Origin of the sequence: Streptomyces pseudovenezuelae, assembly GCF_029892565.1 — a bacterium.
Classification (GTDB): domain Bacteria; phylum Actinomycetota; class Actinomycetes; order Streptomycetales; family Streptomycetaceae; genus Streptomyces; species Streptomyces pseudovenezuelae_A.
This window is the reverse complement of record NZ_JARXVH010000029.1, coordinates 37,230-55,641: the sequence shown is the minus strand read 5'-3', so window position 1 is coordinate 55,641 and position 18,412 is coordinate 37,230. Positions and strand designations below refer to the sequence as shown.

The 18,412-nt window shown below is 66.2% G+C and carries 15 protein-coding genes and 3 pseudogenes; 10 read left to right on the top strand and 8 right to left on the bottom strand.

Annotated elements, in window-relative coordinates:
• Positions 1-52 precede the first annotated feature (52 nt).
• Complete coding sequence (locus tag M2283_RS47100; RefSeq protein WP_280882766.1) at positions 53-631, bottom strand: transposase family protein; 579 nt, start codon at positions 629-631, stop codon at positions 53-55.
• A gap of 615 nt (positions 632-1,246) precedes the next feature.
• Complete coding sequence (locus tag M2283_RS52185; protein WP_432423238.1) at positions 1,247-1,393, bottom strand: transposase; 147 nt, start codon at positions 1,391-1,393, stop codon at positions 1,247-1,249.
• Positions 1,394-1,449: 56 nt separating this feature from the next.
• On the opposite strand from M2283_RS52185, the gene M2283_RS47095 reads away from it, so the two are divergent.
• Positions 1,450-1,704 carry a hypothetical protein gene (locus tag M2283_RS47095; RefSeq protein ID WP_432423237.1) on the top strand — a complete coding sequence of 85 codons (255 nt, stop codon included), beginning with the start codon at positions 1,450-1,452 and terminating at the stop codon, positions 1,702-1,704.
• A gap of 9 nt (positions 1,705-1,713) precedes the next feature.
• Here M2283_RS47095 and M2283_RS52180 read toward each other — a convergent pair.
• Positions 1,714-2,112: pseudogene (locus M2283_RS52180) on the bottom strand (transposase); the annotation flags it as partial.
• A gap of 588 nt (positions 2,113-2,700) precedes the next feature.
• On the opposite strand from M2283_RS52180, the gene M2283_RS47085 reads away from it, so the two are divergent.
• The 6 genes from M2283_RS47085 to M2283_RS47060 all read left to right on the top strand — a co-directional run bounded on the left by M2283_RS47085 (position 2,701) and on the right by M2283_RS47060 (position 7,600).
• Positions 2,701-3,051 carry a hypothetical protein gene (locus M2283_RS47085; protein WP_280882765.1) on the top strand — a complete coding sequence of 117 codons (351 nt, stop codon included), beginning with the start codon at positions 2,701-2,703 and terminating at the stop codon, positions 3,049-3,051.
• A 226-nt stretch (positions 3,052-3,277) separates the two neighbouring features.
• Positions 3,278-4,459 (top strand): radical SAM protein, encoded by a 1,182-nt coding sequence (locus M2283_RS47080; RefSeq protein WP_280882764.1) that lies wholly within the window; start codon positions 3,278-3,280, stop codon positions 4,457-4,459.
• Complete coding sequence (locus tag M2283_RS47075; RefSeq protein ID WP_348538988.1) at positions 4,399-5,316, top strand: radical SAM protein; 918 nt, start codon at positions 4,399-4,401, stop codon at positions 5,314-5,316. Before M2283_RS47080 ends, M2283_RS47075 begins: the two co-directional genes overlap by 61 nt.
• 7 nt (positions 5,317-5,323) lie before the next feature.
• Positions 5,324-6,133: an aldo/keto reductase gene (locus tag M2283_RS47070; RefSeq protein ID WP_280882763.1), complete on the top strand. Its 810-nt coding sequence runs from the start codon at positions 5,324-5,326 to the stop codon at positions 6,131-6,133.
• A 138-nt stretch (positions 6,134-6,271) separates the two neighbouring features.
• Positions 6,272-6,718 (top strand): hypothetical protein, encoded by a 447-nt coding sequence (locus M2283_RS47065; RefSeq protein WP_280882762.1) that lies wholly within the window; start codon positions 6,272-6,274, stop codon positions 6,716-6,718.
• A 210-nt stretch (positions 6,719-6,928) separates the two neighbouring features.
• The gene (locus M2283_RS47060; RefSeq protein ID WP_280882761.1) at positions 6,929-7,600 is read left to right on the top strand and encodes a phytanoyl-CoA dioxygenase family protein; all 672 of its coding nucleotides are present in this window, start codon (positions 6,929-6,931) and stop codon (positions 7,598-7,600) included.
• Here M2283_RS47060 and M2283_RS52175 read toward each other — a convergent pair.
• Positions 7,601-8,802: pseudogene (locus M2283_RS52175) on the bottom strand (winged helix-turn-helix domain-containing protein).
• A gap of 216 nt (positions 8,803-9,018) precedes the next feature.
• Here M2283_RS52175 and M2283_RS47040 point away from each other — a divergent pair.
• Both M2283_RS47040 and M2283_RS47035 read left to right on the top strand, forming a co-directional pair.
• Positions 9,019-10,017 (top strand): cytochrome P450, encoded by a 999-nt coding sequence (locus M2283_RS47040; RefSeq protein ID WP_280882758.1) that lies wholly within the window; start codon positions 9,019-9,021, stop codon positions 10,015-10,017.
• A gap of 30 nt (positions 10,018-10,047) precedes the next feature.
• A pseudogene (locus tag M2283_RS47035) lies at positions 10,048-10,872 on the top strand (IS701 family transposase); the annotation flags it as partial.
• Positions 10,873-11,213: 341 nt separating this feature from the next.
• Here M2283_RS47035 and M2283_RS47030 read toward each other — a convergent pair.
• Positions 11,214-12,017, bottom strand: coding sequence for an AfsR/SARP family transcriptional regulator (locus M2283_RS47030; protein ID WP_280882757.1), 804 nt, complete (start codon positions 12,015-12,017; stop codon positions 11,214-11,216).
• A 962-nt stretch (positions 12,018-12,979) separates the two neighbouring features.
• Between M2283_RS47030 and M2283_RS47025 the strand changes: the two genes are divergently transcribed.
• Positions 12,980-13,204: a transposase gene (locus M2283_RS47025; protein ID WP_280882756.1), complete on the top strand. Its 225-nt coding sequence runs from the start codon at positions 12,980-12,982 to the stop codon at positions 13,202-13,204.
• On the opposite strand, the gene M2283_RS52170 is transcribed toward M2283_RS47025, so the two are convergent.
• From M2283_RS52170 to M2283_RS47010, 3 genes are all read right to left on the bottom strand, one after another.
• A complete protein-coding gene (locus M2283_RS52170; protein WP_432423236.1) occupies positions 13,161-13,523 on the bottom strand; it encodes a hypothetical protein in 363 nt (120 codons plus the stop codon). The two genes, M2283_RS47025 and M2283_RS52170, sit on opposite strands and share 44 nt — an antisense overlap.
• A 510-nt stretch (positions 13,524-14,033) precedes the next feature.
• The gene (locus M2283_RS47015; protein ID WP_280882755.1) at positions 14,034-14,714 is read right to left on the bottom strand and encodes a LuxR C-terminal-related transcriptional regulator; all 681 of its coding nucleotides are present in this window, start codon (positions 14,712-14,714) and stop codon (positions 14,034-14,036) included.
• A 182-nt stretch (positions 14,715-14,896) separates the two neighbouring features.
• On the bottom strand, positions 14,897-17,932 hold the full coding sequence (locus M2283_RS47010) for a glycine--tRNA ligase (RefSeq protein ID WP_280882790.1): 3,036 nt from the start codon (positions 17,930-17,932) through the stop codon (positions 14,897-14,899).
• Positions 17,933-18,412: the final 480 nt, after the last annotated feature.

Here is an 18,412-nt window from a genome sequence, read left to right as displayed (position 1 = left end):
CTCATACCGAGGCCGCCCCGCCGTTCCAATCAACCACCAGCGGCGCCCGCCGTCACCACCCTGACAAGATCGCCAACAGAGTCATCTCGTTCGTCTTCTCCCGGACGTCCAGCTGGGCCAGGACCAGGCCCGTGGCATGGTCCAGGGCTGCGATTAGGTGGATCTTGCGTCCCTTCGCCCTGGCGGCTCCGCGAAGGCTCTTCCCGTCAACCGCCAGGCCGCGCAGTCCGCCTGCTGCGGGGTTGCGGCGGTCAGCGAGCCAGCGACCGACCGCCAAGTCCAATGCGTCGCCGTCGATCCGGGCCAGCAGCCTGCGAACCGTCGTTTCCGCAGGTAGGGAGCGTTTGGGAAACAGGGGGTCGAGCCGCACCCCAACGTGTTCCAGCACGTGGGGCGGAGCGTCGGTGATCCACTCGCCGACCGCCAGTATTGACGTTGCCCCCGCCAGCACGGCGCAGGCGGACAAGGCGAGGACGACGACCAGAGCGTGGCGCACTCCGCGGGGATCACGCGGATCGGGCACCTGGGCGAGGCGCTCCAATAGTCCGGGCACCTCTTCCGGTGCGACCTCGGGATGCTGGCGGAGCCGGTCAAGGGCAGGCGGGATCAGCGATGACGCGTCGGTAGGCACGGTCTTCCAGGCAGGTCACGGGGCGTCGAGAACTCCATGATCTTGGATGCTGTGCCTGCCCCGCTCTTCCGGCTGATCAACCTGACAGACCATCATGAACCGGACGCCAGCCGACTACGCCGAAGCCCTGCCACGAAAGCAGCAGACCAGATTCACGTCGCCTCCACGCCGGGCACCACCTGGCCAGTAAACGGGTTTCCGCCAGACTCATCCCGGGCCAAAAAGTAACACCCGGTTCTGATGCCGTTTAATCAATAACGACGCGTCAACAGCGATCCCCTGCAAGGGGACTGCGCTCCGTCTCCCTGATCCCCACCTGACGCCTCACGGACGCCTTTTCCACAGTCGCTCACCACGGTCGCGTCACCGCTTCCGCAGCATGTGACGGTTTGGAGCCTCCCCCCGCAGGGCGACTCCGAAGGGCCGAAAATCCTTCATCTCTCGTGTAGCACCGCGTTCAGCTACTCAACTACCCAAAGCAGCCTCCCGCGTTCGTGGCACACCTTTTTTCAGGAAGGTAACTTCCATCTCCAGCTCGCGGTTGTGTCGTTCGAGTTCCTTCAGGCGCGCCCGCTCGTTCACTGTCAGCTCCGCATCGAGAGCCGGTTCCTACTGCTACTGATGCTTCTTCACCCAGCCGCGTAGCGTCTCTGAGTTCAGCTCAAGCTCCCGGGCGACTTCAGAGATCGTCTTGCTCGACCTCAGCGCGATCTGGACGGCTTCCTCGCGGAACTCCGGTGAGTACTTGCTGGGTGGCGCCACTTCTTCCTCGTTTCCTTGTTCAGGACAACCCTATTGGGTGCCTGTCCGGAAACTTCGTGGCCCCTCAGGACCACACCCACCGACTCCTGGCAGCCATCCTGCGCCGCCGCAGAGCGGTGACCATGACCTTCCTGGCCCAACTACTGGGCGTCAACCGCACCAACCTGCCCATCCAGTACCAGGACGGAAAACGGCTCCTGGACCTGCACGGGATCCTCGTCACGCCGATACCCGGATCGCCCGCCCGCACAATGGAGCAGCTACACGCACGAACAACCCCCGCGGAAACACCCGTCGCCGACAGTTATTGAAATACGGGCCCCCAGCGCTCCGGAGTATTGGCGGGCCGCGCCGACACAGTCCGTGGAGGACTTCTCGTCCCCGGTTTCGTCCACGATCAACACCGCGTCCGGATCGGCGAGTTCAGCGGCCGTCCAGGCAGTGATCCGGTCCCGGGCCCGGTCGTGATCGACGGCCGCGCGGGACAGGAAGTGCTGCAGTCGGTGCGGCCCGCGGTGGCCAAGGGCCTCGGCGAGCGTCCAGCAGTTACGCGTGTCCAGCTCCATCAGCATCGCTTCGGTCATCTCCCGGACCAGGGTCCGTGGTTCGCGGCGCTCGAAACAGTCCGCGATCTCTTCGGTCACCGCCCCGAGCGTCGCCGCCCATGTCTGCTCGGCTATCGTGGCCTCCGCCGCCACCTGGTTCTGAAACGTCGTCACAAACGTTCAAGATCACGGTGGCCGTACTCATGCCCGCAGGCACCCCACCATCCCGCTGACCAGCCTCAACTCACGACCCAGTCACATCTACAGCTGCCGTGTCTGAGTCCCGGTGATCGCGGGGAACACGACGACGAGATGCCCTACCAGACCTTCACCCAGCCACTCGACCTCCTCGGCATGACCCCTTGACCAGCAACTACGCCAAAACCCAAGAACCCTGCGTGCGCCCCTGCGAGAAAACGTTTCGAACCACTTGAGAAACTAGGTTCGCACGACCCGGTAATTTGCGGTAGGGCTTCGACGGAGAACTAGTGTATTCACTAGACGTCGAGCATTGGGCCCGTCAGGAAAAAGACCCGTGAGCTGGACGGGGAGGCCGGCGATACACCCGTACGTAGAGGCGACGAGGACAGTTCGTGCGCCTGCGGGATCGTCGAATATACCGAGAATGAACCGCGTTTATGGTCCCGCATGTGAGACTGCCTATCAGCGGTCAGAGTGTGCACGCAGAAAGCGGCCGTAGAGCTTTCCGCAATTTAGCTCCGCGGCAGCACAGACCGGACTCTGCTTTTAGGAGGAGTTTGGATGCCCAAGCCACGCGAACAGAAGGACAACCACCTGATCTACGCCGACGCGGTGGGATCACGCGGAAAGTCGGGCGTCTGGTTCGGCGAGCGCGAGGACTTCAAAACCAAGCAGGTCAGCGTCATGGACGCCATCAAGGATAAGGTCGAGTGGGTGCCCGTCGAGGACGTGGTCATGGCGATCAGCCTGGACCCGCCCGGCATCGTGCTGATGGCGCCCAATCCGTCGCTGCCCGGCATCATCGTCCTCGCCGACGGTGCCACGTCCGAGAACAGTGAGCATCTCAAGAAGCACTACACGGAGATCGTTCAGGGCGTCCTGAAGGCCGCGGACATCGCGGAAGAAGAGTAAGAGTCTCGTCCTGTTGCGGTGTCATCGACGATCGTCGATGACACCGCAACAGGCTCCTCACCGTGCGGTCATTTCCGACGCACGGCTTGTTCCGTGCGTTTAGGAGGTCACCATGACAAATGATACCGATCGACTCTGGAACAAGTACCTGCTTGTGGCCCAGGGCGCGGAGGGTATCGTTTTCGACCCTGTCTCTCTGGTGAGCGCAAGTCTTACCGCCGACGAAATGAAGCGGCTCGACGAATTCGACCCCGAGCTCATGGCGGAGATGGATCAGCTGGGCTTCTCTCCGGACACGCCGACCGCGCCGCAGCGTGATCGTGTCCTCGACCGAGTCCGCGGACTGGGCATGACGGGAACGCCGCCACGAATCAGTGGTTACCGCATCGTGGTGACCGACCGCTGCAACATGACCTGCACGTACTGCTTCGTCGACACAAACACCGGCGCCGACGACATCACCATCCCCGAGCTGCGCGAGGGGCTCGAGTACCTCTTCGAGCAGAACGCGGGGCAGGACGAGGTCACCATCCAGTGGTTCGGCGGAGAGCCGACCACTCGGTTCGACCTGATGAAGTACGGCGACGAGTACGCCCTCGAACTCGCCGAGAAGCACGGCGTCGGACGGGTGCAGTTCACCGTCGTCACCAACGGTGTCCTGATCAAGGACCCCATGATCGAGCACTTCAAGAAGTTCAAGTACGGGGTCGGTGTCTCCTTCGACGGCGCTCCGGACGCCAACAAGATCGAGCGATTCCTGCTGTCGGGGAAGCCGGCCGACGAACGGATCCACCGGAACATCCAGCGGTTGCGCGAGGCCGGCGTGCACGTGGGGTGCAACCTCACCCCCACGCCGACCAATGTGAGCGATCTTCCGAACACCGTCGAGTACGTGCTGTCGCTCGGCATCAACTTCATCTACGTCAACACACCGATACCGATCTCCGGCCGCTGGCACGTCGACGGCGAGGCCCTGTGCCGCGCGGTCTTCCGTTCGCGGCTGCTGGCCCTGTCCCGCGGCGCCATGCTGTTCTCCTCGATCGACCGCATCTACCAGGCACTGGATACGCGGCTGCCGAAGCTGTACGAACACATCCAGCAGGACGGTGGCCTCAATGCCGCGCTGCTGTCGCGCGGGCGGATCTCCATCCTCGACCTCAACTGGCGCGACGAGTCGTTCATCTTCCCGATCAGCCAACTCCGCGAGCAGCCGGAGCTGTTGGCGGGGGCGGCCAAGAACCTGCTGCCGGCGAGGCAGTGCGGGGAGTGCCCTGCCGCTGCCGTCTGCGGCGGTCCGTCCCGCAACGACGTCGCCCTTCGCAACAACCCCGAACCCGACCCGCAGATGTGCGACTTCTTCCAGGTGGGCCTCGAACTCGCACTCACCGACCAGACGGGGTTGCAGTGACCGACCGGTATGGCGCACTCCGCGGGGTGCTGATCTCGACGGCCGACAACTGCTCGGTGAACTGCCGGTTCTGCTTCCGGGCCGACATCGGACGCGACGTGCTGAGCCTCGACACCTATGCCCGGGCCCTGTCCCGTCTGCGCGAGGTCGGCGTCGAGGAGCTGTGTCTGTCGGGCGGTGAACCGACGGACCACCCCGAGTTCGGCCAACTCGTCCGTGTGGCTGTCCAGTTCGGCTTTCGGGCCTCGGTGGTCACCGCCGCCAGGACTGGGCCGCGGCTCGACGCGCTCGCAGAAGTGGCGGGCATGCTCAGTCACATCACCGTTTCCGCCGACAGCCGCAAGGCGGAGGAACGGGGCCGCACAGGCCGGACGCTCTCCTCGGCCCCTCCGGTTTTCGAGGCGCTGGGGCATCGTCGGGCGAGCCTGCACGTCACCGCCTGCGGCTTGGACGAGGACGATCTGAAGGAGATCGTCACCGTGGCCGAGACCGCGGAGGTTCCGGTCGAGGTCAGCCCGCTTCTGCCGTCGCCGACGTTTCGGTTCGAGAATCCCGGGCTCAAGCGCGACCTGGCGCTGATTTCCACGTTCTTCGGCATGTCGGAGCAGCTGACCACGGTGGTGTCGGACTATCACGCGTGGTTGCACGGCGAGGTGGCGCGCTCCTGCGAGTCCGAGCGGCTGTATCTGTCCGCCGACGGGTTCCTGCGCCGTTGCCCCTACGACAGTTCTCGGCAGGTGTCGGTCTTCGCGACGCGACAGGAGATCGGCGAAGCACTTGAGCGGTCGTTCTGCGAACCGCCCACCACCGGGCTCGCCTGCATGGCGATCTGCCGTCCGGAAACTCGCGAGGGATGAGGCGCCCATGAACACGACGCAGGACGGGCCGTCAGTCGTCGTCGGCACCATGCGCTGCTCCGGATCGTTCAACGGACTGATGGTTCTGGGCCGCGACACAGACGAGAGCCGGGACTTCGTCGAAGGCGCGATCGCACAGGGGTTCCGTACCTTCGACACCGCCCCAGCGTATGCCCGCGGGAGAGCGGAGGAAGACCTCGGCGCCCATCTTCCCGGTGACGCCTCGGTGTGGACCAAGGTCGGCGTCGACATCACCACTCCCCTGCCCACGCTCGACTACAGCCGTGAGGGGCTGGTCAAGTCACTGCAGGGAAGCCTGAAGCGGCTGGGGCGCGACCATGTCGAGGTCGCCTTCGTGCACAACCCCGAACCGACCCGGGTCTCGGACATCGGCTTCGCCGCGTTCGCCAGGCACTGTTCCGAAACGGGACAGGCGGACCACATCGGCGTCAGTGTGCTCCTGCCGGAGGTGAGTCTGCCTCAGATCGTCGGCCGACTGCCGGCCGGAAGCCTGGTCATGTGCGAGGCGGACCAGCTGGATCCGGAAGACACGAGCACGATCGAACTGCTCGCCGACTACCGCCTCGTGATCCGCAGCCTCTTCTCGGGCGGCTCGCGGCTGCACGCCGCATCACCGGGCAGAAGAGCGGAGTCGATCGCCGCCAGGATCTCCGAGGTACACGAGATCTTCGCCCCCGAGGCCGTGGTCATCGGTCCCCGGGACAGGGAGCAGATGCACGACTACGAGCCGGGGCCGGTCTGGACGTCGTTCCCCGGTCGGCGTCCTTCGCCCGGGGGTTCCCATGTCGCCCCGTGAGGTTGAAGTGGCGTGCCAGCTGAGGGTGTTCGGCTTCGCCCACCTGCGGAGTGCCGTCTCAGAAACCGTCGCCGACCTGCGAACCGCATTCGACCGGACGATGAGTCTGCCGGCGGAGGGCGTTTTCCGGACGAGCGGGTGTCGAAGTTCGATGCCCTCGCCGAGATGCCCGAACTCGGGCTGGTCTCCGGGTCGGACCTGGTGCACGGAATCTGCGAGGCGTTCTTCGAACGCGACCATCAGATCATCACCAGCGACGCCAACATCCTTGTGGGCGACTCGGACGGGTTCTACGAGACGCCGTTCCTGCGCTTCGTTCTCTATCTCGAAGCCACCGCGCACGACGCGGGAGCGCTGCGCTTCGTACCGGATCGCACCGGGCGGACAACGGCTGGCTCGGCGAGCCGACCAGGCACGTCATCCGGCACAAGGAGGATCTCGGTCTCGCCGGCGGTGACGTTCCCGCGGTGGTGGTCGAGTCCCGGCCCGGTGACGTCATCGTCTTCGACACGAACGTTCTGCACGCGGCATGGCACGGCAGTGTGCGTCGACAGCTGGCGTTCAACTGTGTCGGTGAACCAGTGAGCTTCTTCAGATCGGCCACTGATCGGGTGACGTGGCTGAGGTGTCGGTCTCAGTCAGCGCGCTCAATGCTGCTGGTCACCCGTACGTCAACGACAGACCTACCTTCCCTCTCCCGGGGCGCAGTTGAAGAAGCTCAGTGACCGAGACCGAACAGCGCGACACCCGCCGCTACTTCCTCAACCGCTACGTCTCGGGATCGGTGCCCTTCGGATGAGACTCGCCCCTCTGTCAGTGACGGACGCCGAGGTCGCACGCTTCAAGACGTTCGGGTTCCTGCACCTGCGCGGTGTGCAGAACGACGTCGTGCCGGTGATCTCCGACGCCTTCGCGAACTTTCCGGTGGTCGGCCGGCAAGGACGCGCGGGCGTCGCCCGGATCGCTGAGCGCAGCGAAGTGCTCCAGAAGGTTCTGCTCGCTGACGGCCGTTGCCCCCGACTGGCACGCCGGCTGCTGGGCAGCGACGTGACCTACATCGGCGGGGACGGGGTCCGGTACGACGGTGCCACCTACTGGCACCGGGACGGCAACCACCGTGCGCTGCGGCTGCTCAAGATCGTTCAGTACCTGGAACCGCTCGGGAGCGGCACCGGAGCGCTGCGGATCATCCCGGGCACGCACAGGCGGGACGGGAGCTGGGACACGTTCGCCGCAGAGCTGGAGAATCCGCTCCATTTCCTCGGCATGGAGAACACGGAGGTGCCTGCTTTCGCCGTCGAGTCCACCCCGGGTGACCTCATCGCCTTCGACCCGCATTCCTACCACGCGTCGTTCGGCGGTTCCGACAGACGGCGGCAGACCACCACCACCTATGCCGCCGCTCCGGAATCGGCCGAAACACGTCGGGAGTTGCTGCGGTTGAACTCGCAGTGGCGGACCCGGTGATCATCCGGCATTCATGATCAATCCGGTTTCGGTGAGGCAGCCGTCGATCCGTTCCGGACGGTACTGGATCTTCTTGAGCTTGCGCTTCATGACGCGGGACAGGTGGTCGAGGTTGGCGGCGGCAAAGTCGGCCAGGCCGCGCTTGACCAACGACCAGACGCCCTCCTGCGGATTAAGCTCAGGAGCGTAAGACGGCAACTGTAACACCGTCAGCCACTCCTCGTTCTCCACGAAGAACAGCGCGAGCTCGTCGACCAGATGAATGCTGAAGCGAAAGCCCCTATGGGGACACGTCCGTTCGCCGAGTTGCCAGCACGTCCCGCTCGCACCACGGCCGACAGATCAATTCTCTGGACACCGAGGTCAGTCCCAGACCGAGCCAGGCCGTGATCCGAACGGGACACCGTCATTCTCACAGTCCCAGACCACGGGGGCCTGGAGCTGGTTGTGCGCCACGACGATCAGGTCGCGGTAGTCCTGCCAGGTGAAACTCTTCGCCTCGCCCTTCCGCCCCCGGTACACGTGCAACCGGTAGATCAGACGCGATCGTTCACCGCTCTTGTAGCAGACCAGTCCCGCCACGGAGACCCGTCCCCGGTCCGAGCCGCGCACCCGCACCCGCACCCGCGGTGTCTGTCCGCGCGGTGCCCACGTGTGTCCCTTCGGCGGCCTCAGTCCCTGCCCGGCCTCGTCCTCGAAGCAGATGTAGGCGTCCCGGGACGCCGCGGTGGCTTTACCGTCTCCCACACCTCGCTCCGCCACCGCCCGACACTCGCCTCGTCCCGCTCCAGTGCCCGCCTCGCCGGCGCCTGCGGGGACCAGCCGTGCCGCCGCATCAGCTTCCAGACCCCCTGGACCGTGTACTCCACCAGGAACAACCGGATGATCAGCGCGCGGATCCGCACCAGCGTCCAGCCCTGCTCCTCGTCCCACCCGTGTGCCAGGGTGCCGCGCTCCAACTCCCGTACAAGACGCTCCCATTGCACAGGGCTCAGAAGTTCCACACACATCGGCCCCCTCCACCGCAGCGCCTTGGCCCCGCCCTCGCGCCACTTCTCCACCTGACGCTCCCCGACACGAAACTCACGCGCGATGTCCCTGGTCTTCTCCCCACGCGCGAACCGCTCCGCGGCCCCCAGCCTCACCTGTTCACGAGCCGCCTGCTTCCTCGGCGTCAGCCCGCCTCCCTGCGCGTACCTCATCCCTCCGGCATACCGCAACGATCATGAAACGTCAGATCCCCACCCGCCACTGCGAGTTCAACCGCAGTGAGCAACTACCTGCTCGCCGACCGATCGGTGCTCTAGGAGCCCGGTAGTCGGCCGACTACCGAAAGACCCAAGGACGGGAAAGGATGGACGGAGATGGCCGACCCCACGACAGGGGCTGGGGTGATACCGGCTCGAACGGACCGGGAAGTGTCGCCGATCAAGTGGTTCGACGAATTGCGCGAGTCGCGCGGTGTGGACTGGGACGAGAGCACGAGCACCTGGTACGTGACGCGCTATGACGACGTGTACGAACTGCTTCGCGATCCCCGGCTCGGTGCGCAGGTAGAGACCTACTGCCCGCCCGGCCTGACGGAGGAACAGCAGAACACGTACTGGCGAGTGACGGAGTTCATCGACCGCTGGCCCGTGTTCTCCGACCCGCCGCTGCACACGGGCATGAGACGTCTGCTCCTCCCCCTGTTCACGTCCGCCGCCGTTCAGCAGGTGGTTGCCGCGATGACGGAATCCGTCGTGGCGACCAGTTCCACGGCGGCGCCCGACAGACTGTTTTCCGCCGTGGTGAGGCCGGCGCTGGCGGCGGGTCTGTGCCGCTTGCTCGACGAGCGGCCGGACGCCTTAGCGGAGCTGGCCGACTGCGCCGGCCGCATTCTGGAGGTCGGGCCAATCGAGACGTACGACCCTGCCATCGGACTCCGCACGGAGAAGGCTCTCGACGAGCTGACCGGGCTCGTCGCGCAACGCTGTCGGGAACCGCGAGGAGTCCTCGCCACAGCACTGAGCCGTGCCCTGTCCGACGGGTCCCTGGACCTCCTGGACGCCACCGCGGTGTACGCCCAGCTCGTCAGCGGGGCGCTGGAACCCACCGCCTCGGCTGTCGTCCGCCTGCTGGAGGCGGTGACCGGGCCGGAGGGTGTCGAGATCGACTTCGAAGCGGACATCGACGGCGCCGTGGACGAGGCGCTGAGGCTGGTCACGCCCTTCCATCTGGCCACGCGACGCGCACTGAAGGACATGATTCTCTACGGCCACACCGTACGGGCCGAGTCGCGCGTGGTCCTCGTACTCGTGGCGGCCAACCGCGACCCGAGGAGGTTCGCGGACCGGACACGTTCCGCACCGACAGAACCTGGGCTCGCCATGTCGCGTTCGGGCGCGGTCGGCACGCGTGTCTGGGCGCCGCGCTGACGCGCCAGGTGATGAGAGAGATGGTCCTAGCTGTTCCTGCCCGCATCCTGGGATCCCGACGCGCCGGAGGCCGACCCGGACAAGATCGCCCGCCGCGGCCGGTGCGGGATTCCCGCCCAGGTGGGGCATGTGGAGAAGTGGCAGATGGCCCTGGACATGATCGACGAGACCCGATCGTGGGGCATCGACGTCCCCCTGGTCGTCGCGAACGCCGGATACGGCGATGCCGCCGCCTTCCGGCTGGGCCTGGAGGAACGCAAGCTGCCCTATGCGGTGGGCATTTCTTCCCGCCACACCGCACAGCCCGCCCACGCCCAACCCGTCCAGCCCGACTATGCGGGCACCGGCCGGCCACCCAAAATGCAGTACCCCGAGCCTGCGCAGACCATGAAAGACCTGGTCATCGCGGCCGGGAGGACGGCGGCGAGACCGGTGTCCTGGCGGGAAGGCTCCCGGCCGGGCAAGAGCCAAAGCAGCTTCAAGCGCATGTACTCCCGGTTCGTCGCCCTGCGCATCCGCCCGGCCGGCCGCGGCATCCGCAAGGCCACCGACGATCCTGAACTGCCCGAGCGGTGGCTGCTGGCGGAATGGCCCGCGACCGAGCCCGAGCCGGTGCAGTTCTGGCTCTCGAACCTGCCCTCCGGGATGCCCCTGGCGACTTTGGTGCGGCTGGCCAAACTCCGCTGGCGCATCGAGCACGACTACCGCGAGATGAAACAGGCCCTGGGACTGGCCCACTTCGAAGGCCGCACCTGGAACGGATGGCACCACCACGTCACCCTCGTCTCCGCCGCCCACGCCTTCTGCACCCTGCAACGACTGGCACCAGACCCAAAAGACACCGCGCAGGCCTGAGCCTCTACCAAGTGGTCCGCGACCTGCAGACACTCCTCGCCCTCTGGACCGGCGCCTGCCCCACCTGCCACCGCGACATACCCACACTCATACGAACCTGACCAAGCCCGACTAGCCCTCGCCGCGAACGGTGTGCTGGAGGGGCTGCCGCCGCTGAGCGCGGTGTGGAAGGGAGACTTCGGGGGCCGCTTCGTCGAGGACGTCGTGGTCGCGGGGAGCACCTAAGACAATCTGAGAGATGGCGCCGGGCCGGTGCGCGTACGGGATGGGCGGCACGGAACGCGGTTTCCGACCCGCGCCGGAGCAGCCGCCGGACAGCACCCGGCCCCCGCCCTGCGGCGTCATGGGGAGATGTTCCGGTCCGCTGTGAGGTCACTGACCAGTTCGGCGTCGTCGGCCAGGATCGCCTGGTGCAGCGCCTCCAGCCGGCGCCCCGGAGTGATTCCCAGCTCGTCGGCCAGAAGCTGATACGCCTCGCGGTACGTGGCGAGCGCGGCGTGGCGCTGCCCGGATTGCCACAGGGCCAGCATGAGATCGGCACGCAGTCGCTCTTGGTGGGGATGGGCGGTGACTGCGGCAAGAAGCTCGGGAATCACTTCGACGTGCTGGCCGTCCGCGAGCTGTGCCTGGAAGTACTTCATCAGCAGGCCGAGCCGGAACTGTTCCAGGCTCGCGGCCTCGGCCTGCATGACCAGGGTCCCGGTGAGGCCGCTGAGGGGCTTGCCCCGCCATAGCTGGATCGCTTCGCGCCAGTGCCCGCACGCCTGCCTGAGCGCGCCGTTGTCGAAACTCTCCTTGCCGAGCCGCCACAATCGCTGGCACCGCTCCAGATCCACCTGGCCGGCTTCGGTCGAAAGCTGGTAGCCGTCGCCCGTCGTGACCAGTTGTACGTCCGCCGCATCCTTGACCTGCCTGCGCAACCGGCTGACGTACAGCTGTACGTTCTTCCTCGCACTTGTCGGTGGTTGCTCCCCCCAGGCGGCCTCGATGATGTTGCTGATCGAGACGTGCCGGTTTGCATGGAGGCACAGGTAGGCAAAAAGGATCTGCGACTTCACTCCTCCCGGTGACATGGCGACGCCCGACACGTGGATCTCGAGCGGCCCCAGAAGGTTCAGCTGCGTGGGACCGGCCTCGGGGACCATGCACCGGTCAGCATCGGGACGAGGCGTTCCGCTGTCCGGTCGCGTCCTGCACGCCGACTCCACTCCATCTCCCTCCCTGAAACCGGCGGCATGCCGGGGAAACAGCAACGCGTCGTCGTCATGGACGGTCGGGGGATCTGGCCGGAGGAAAAGCTGTGCGGGAGTGTCCATACAGCCACCCAATTCTTAGCGCAATCCATGAATGGCATCGGCCTGAAATCCCACGAGAAGAGATCGGTGACCGAGCGCCCGATGCGATGAGTCGTGCCACCAACCGGTTACTCCGCCATAGTGGCTCACGACGATCAACGGCTGATCAACGGGAAATCGACACACCCCGGACGCCGTCCGGAATCCACCGTTTCCACAGAAAATTCTATCGACCGGCCGAACGGCGGGCTCGAAGCCGTCCGGTTCCGTCCGGTGTCACCAGTACCGGAAAGAACCGCTCACAGCTCAGCCGGTACTGCGATACGCACGACCGACCCGCGCGCGTCGTCCCTGTGTGGTCCACCGCCGCCCCCCGCACTCCGGTCACAGGTCCGGACGAGACATCAAATGCACCGCCCGACCTGCGTATTGATCGCGCGTTGACCACGATCTGCCAGGATGACGCATCGTGGCGGCCTCTCAACGGCGCACAGCTCAGAAACAGACAAGAATGGACATTACCCGTGATCTTTCGCAACTCAGCCATGTCCTTGCGCCTGTGCCTTGTTTTCACCACGCTGGTACTGACGTTCATCCTGAGCGGGCCACCCGGAAATGCCCGAACGAACGGAGCACCGGACCGTTCGTCCGCCAACTCCGCACAGCACCACGAACTGGCCGGCGGCGAACCGCCCTGGAACGGCACAGGATCCGTCGTCCGCAGATGTTCCGGAGTATGACCTCTGCTGGCGTCGCCGCCCCTGAGTGACCTTCCCCTCGTAGCGTAGAGGTCCTGACTGCAGGCGAAGTTGATGTTCACGGTAAGCAAGAGGCGGAAGTTCGACGCAGAGTTCCGTGAGGGTGCTGTGCGGATCGCCGCCGGGACCGGCAAGGCGATCGCGCAGGTCGCGAAGGATCTTGGGATCAACGAGACCACGTTGGCGAGCTGGGTGTCGCGGCAGGGTTCTTCAGAGTCCTTGGGTTTTGGCGTTATTACTGGTCAGGGGTCACGCCGAGGAGGTCGAGTGGCCGGGTGAAGGGCTGGTAGGGCATCTCACGGAGGGCAGCTGCGATGTTGGGGTGGCCGTGTTCACGGAGTTTGTTGATCGCGAGGTTGCGCAGGGTGGCCATGTTGTCCGGGCCGTGTCCGGTGCGGACTTGGGAGGCGTCCTCGGCGAAGGTGGTGTCGCGGATGAGGTGGAGCCGGTTCTCTATCACCCGTTGGGTGTGGAGGGCATCGGCCATCACCACGATCCCGGTCAGGTCGAACGGTTCCAATAGAGTGGCGTAGCAGATGATTTCATTCGTCTTGTCCGGGACCCGCAGCTGGGTGACGGTGAGGCCGTCGCCGGTCACGGCGGGGGCAGGTGTGCTGCCGGTGCATCGTGGTGACGCGAGCCGCGGGCGCTCGTGCCGTCCGCGGCCGCTGGCTCCACCCCGTCCGGGCATTCGCCCGTCAGATCGGCAAGGCCGCCCGGACCAGCGGAGACGATGATCCGGCGGATACCACCGGACCGTGCCAGCGCCTCCTGGGAAGCAAGCACTGCGAGCCCACTGTCCGATCCCCGCATACGAACGCGCGGGGTCCGGCAGCCTAATGGGAGCTGCCGGGTCGGAGAGACTCGATGCCGCAGCCGCCAGCTACAGCCCCGAACGTCCCGCCAGCACAGGCGACTTGACGAGGCAGGGGGTGACAGGCCAGCGGCACATCGAGGCTCCGGTTCTGAACGGTGACTGGCAAGGTCGTCCGTTCACAACGGGATCCTCGATCTGTTCGTATCGGTCCTCGTGATCATCGTCACCACGCTGTGACCAGCAACTTCAGCTGACCAACCGGACTTTGAAACAGCCCCGGGCGTACGGGTTCTACTTGACGAGACCGTCGGCCACCCGGGGTGGCCAAGTACCGGTCTTCAGAATTCCCGTCGAGTAGGCGAGTGCGATCAGCGCCGCCCGGTTCGGCATGCCGAACTGCCGCAGCATGCGGGCGATGTGGTAGTCGACGGCCTGGCGACTGATGAACAGATGCGCCGCCAGGAACTCGGAGGTCAGGCCGGCCGCGGTCCCTTCCAGGACTTTCACTGACATCTCACTGAGGCTCGTGCCACGGCTCGCGGCACGCGAGGCGTATCCGTCCGCCGGGCGGGCGAGCTGAATGGCCAGGGCCCGGTTCGGCGAACTGCCCTTCAGGGCAGTGGCGGTGAGTGTTGCGATCAACGGCGACGCCGACCGCCGCAGCAGCGCCGTCCGGTGACTGTACTTGTCCCGGGCGCCGAGGAGCAGTTGCTTCAGGTGGCTCTCAAGGCCCTCGCGGAGATCGGGTGCCACAAGGTTGCGAAATGGCCGCCCGCACAGCTCCTCGGCCGATCCGCCGAACTGCCGGAAGAATTCCGGACTTGCGTACTGCACTTGTTGGTTCCGGTTGAGGAAGACCAATGCCTCGCTGTCCGCGGTCAGCGCAGAACGATTCATTCGTGCTCCTGTGGAGGGGGGATGACGGTCGCGCATCCGGTCGATCAGCCGTGCCATGTGCCGGTACACGCTCATACTGGCTCACGGTGATCAATGCCTGATCAACGGGAAATCGGTTCGCCTCGGATACCGACCGAAACCATCCTTTTCCGCAGGAGTCCCTGCGTGGTGCGGCCACCGGTGGCCGCACCACCAGGCGGACATGCTCCGCCCCACGACAGGCAGTGCATCTCCGCCTCGTTGCCCGACGGAACGTGTCAGCCCAGCTTCTCCCAGTCAACGATGCCCTGCGCGAGGTCGCGCACGGCGGCGAGCAGGCCCAGCCTGTTGGCGCGGACCCCGGGGTCCTCGACCATGACCAGGACGTCTTTGAAGAAGACGTTCACCGCGTCGACGAGCTCGCCCGTCTCCGCAGTCAAACGCACGAGCGAGGTCTCCCCGTCGAGGACCTGCCGGCACTTGGTCAGCGCGGAGTGCAGGGCCTGCTCGGCCGGTTCCTTCAACTGGTCCGGGCCGTAGGCCCCTTCCACACTGGCGGGCACGATGCGTCGTACCCGCTGGAATGCCGCCAGGACCCGGACGAACCGGTCGTCGCCCTGCAGGCTCTCCAGCTCCTCCAGGGTGTGTACGGCCAGCAGCGGTGAGTCGGCCCGCACCAGGACCGCCCGCACGTCCGTGGTGGCATGCCCTACCTCGATGAGCTGCTGTTCGAGACGGCGCAGCACGAACTGGGCAGCGTCGTCCAGGCGCTTCGGTTCGACCATGACAGCCTGCTGCTCCACCGCGATCGCCAGCCCCTGACTCAATCCGAGCCCGGCGAGTTCGCTCCTGCTGAGCAGGATGTTGACCACGCCGAGTGCGGAGCGCCGCAGCCCGAAGGGGTCGGAGCTGCCGGTGGGCTCTGCTCCGATCGCGAAAAGACCCACCAGCAGGTCGAGACGGTCCGCCAGCGCCAGCAGGGCCCCCGGCAGGGTGCCGGGCAGCCGGTCACCACCGAAACGCGGCAGTTCGTTCTCGAAGAGGGCCTGTGCCACCGCCTCACTCTCCCCGGCGCGCACCGCGTATTCGCGGGCCATCACGCCCGCGAGGCTCGAAAGCTCCGTGACCATCTGGGAGCCGAGGTCGAACTTGGTCAGGGCCGCGGCCCGGTCCAGGACCTCGCGGTCGGTACCGGAAACGCCGACGACGTCCGCGAGCCGGCGGGCGACCGCCGAGATGCGGTCCGCGCGGTCCGCCATGGAACCGAGCCGCTCTTCGAACGTGAGGAGCCGGATCTTCTCCATCATCTCGCTCAGCGGTGTTTCGAGGTCCGCCTTCCAGAAGAAGGACGCGTCCTCGTACCGGGCGCGCAGGACGGCCTCGTTGCCCCGGCGGACGACGTCGTGGTCGCACGATCCGTTGGCCACCGCGACAAAGTACGGCTGCATCGTGCCCTCCGCGTCCACGACGGGAAGGTAGCGCTGGTGCTTGCGCATCACGGTCACGAGGATGTCCGGGGGCAGCAGGAGGTACTTCGCGTCGAAGCTCCCGAGGATCGGGGTGGGGAACTCGACCAGATTCGTGATCTCGTCGATCAGCGGGCCGTACTGCTCGACCTGAATGCGGCCGCCCACGCTCGAGGCGAGTCGTGTGGCGCCGTCCACCACCAGGCGCCGCCGCTCCGCCGCGTCCGCGAGGATGCCGCGCTCCTTCAGAAAGGACAGGTACCCGTCCGCCGTCGGCACCTCCACCGCGGCAGGCACCGCGTTACGGTGCACCTGCGTCGTACGTCCCGACGCCAGGCTGGACACCGTGAAAGGGACGACCCGCTCTCCCAGCAGAGCGGTGATCCAGCGGATCGGGCGGGTGAAGGAAAGCCGCGGAACGTTCCACCGCATGTTCTTCTCGGCCCGGAGACCGCTGACGACCTCCGCGAGGAGGGAAGAGAGGACCTCCTCGGCCGAACGCCCGACGACCTGCCGGGTGAGCGCGACGTGCTCGTTAGCCCCCACGACGACGCGGCCGAGTTCCGCCGGATCGGCGCCGTGGCTGCGGGCGAAGCCGACGGCCGCCTTCGTGGGATTCCCGTCGGCGTCGTAGGCCGCCGAGACCTGGGGTCCTTTCAGCGTCTGTTCGTAGTCGGACTCCCAGGGTTCCACGTCGGCGACGGTGGCGATCACACGCCGGGGTCCGGCGGCGACACGGATGTCCCCGTATCCCAGCCGGGTGGCGGCCAGCTTCTCCGCCAGCACGTCGTGTACCGCCTGCGAGGTCCTGGTGACCTCGGCCGGCGGCATCTCCTCCACGCCGATCTCCAGCGCCAGCGTGGCGCGCCCCGACTCGGCCGTCAGCGCCGGTGCTGTGGCCGCGGCGTCCTGCTCCGCCCCGGCGGACTCCCCGGCCGCCGCGTCGGCGGACGTTCCGTCCACAGTGGCGTCGGCAGCTGTGTCCGGCCCCCCTCCGAGGGGGAAGCTGAGTTCCTCGCGCCGGGCGACCCACAACTCGGCGACCTCGTGGGCCATCCCTCGCATCCGGGCGAAGGAACGCGCCCTCTCCGTGGTGGAGATGGCACCCCGGGCGTCGAGCACGTTGAACGTGTGCGAGCACTTGAGGACATAGGAGTACGCGGGCACGGGAAGGCGCGCGTCGAGCATGCGGCGCGCCTCGCCGGCGTAAGCCTCGAAGAGAGTCCGCTGGGTGTCCAGGTCGGCCTCGTCGAGGTAGTAGCGGCTCATCTCGTACTCGGCCTGACCGAACGCCTCACCGTAGGTGACGCCCGGCGCGTACTGGATATCCTTGAAGTGACTGACGTCCTGAAGGGCCATCACGATGCGTTCCATGCCGTAGGTCATCTCGACGGACACGGGGTCCAGAGTGATACCACCCGCCTGCTGGAAGTAGGTGAACTGGGTGATCTCCAACCCGTCCAGCCACACTTCCCAGCCGAGCCCCCAGGCCCCGAGCGCGGGGGACGCCCAGTTGTCCTCGACGAAGCGAATGTCGTGTGCCGCCGTGTCGATGCCCAGTGCCTGGAGACTGCCCAGGAACAACTCCTGAGCGTTTCCGGGCTCGGGCTTGAGGATCACCTGGAACTGCGTGTGCGTCTGCAGGCGGTTCGGGTTCTCGCCGTAGCGCGAGTCGTCGGGTCGGACGCTCGGTTCCACGTACGCGACGCGCCACGGCTCCGGTCCCTGGACCCGCAGGAACGTAGAAGGGTTGAGCGTGCCCGCACCCACCTCAGTGTTCATGGGCTGAACGACCAAACACCCGTGTTCGGTCCAGTACTTGTTCAGCACCAGCAGGGCTTCTTGCATCGTCAACACTGAGATCGTTCCTCCACGGGCACGGGGCAGGTTCAGAGTCCCTCCCGGCTGACGCCCGGGAGACCTCGGCATTCCGGAGTCTACCGATCAGGGAGATTTCGCCTCACGTGACGGCCAGTCAATATGCGGGGTGTACTGAGCAGTTGCTCGAGATCGGTGCTTCCTCCGCCGCCCCGACGGCGCGCATCGTACGCCCGTCCACCACGGAAACCGCAGGCCGAGACCGGCACTTCGTCCTCATCGCCGCGTGCTTCTCTTCCCGGTGGCCGCCGGGAGCGGTACGTCCGCCCACCCGGCTCGCGCCCACTTCCCGGGGATCACCCGGTTATAGGACGCGCAGCTTCCGGCAGCACCTGTCCGCAGGCCGCCGAGCCCGCTCGTGCTGAGCAGTGAAACAGACACGGCAGCTGTAGATGTGACTGGGTCGTGAGTTGAGGCTGGTCAGCGGGATGGTGGGGTGCCTGCGGGCAT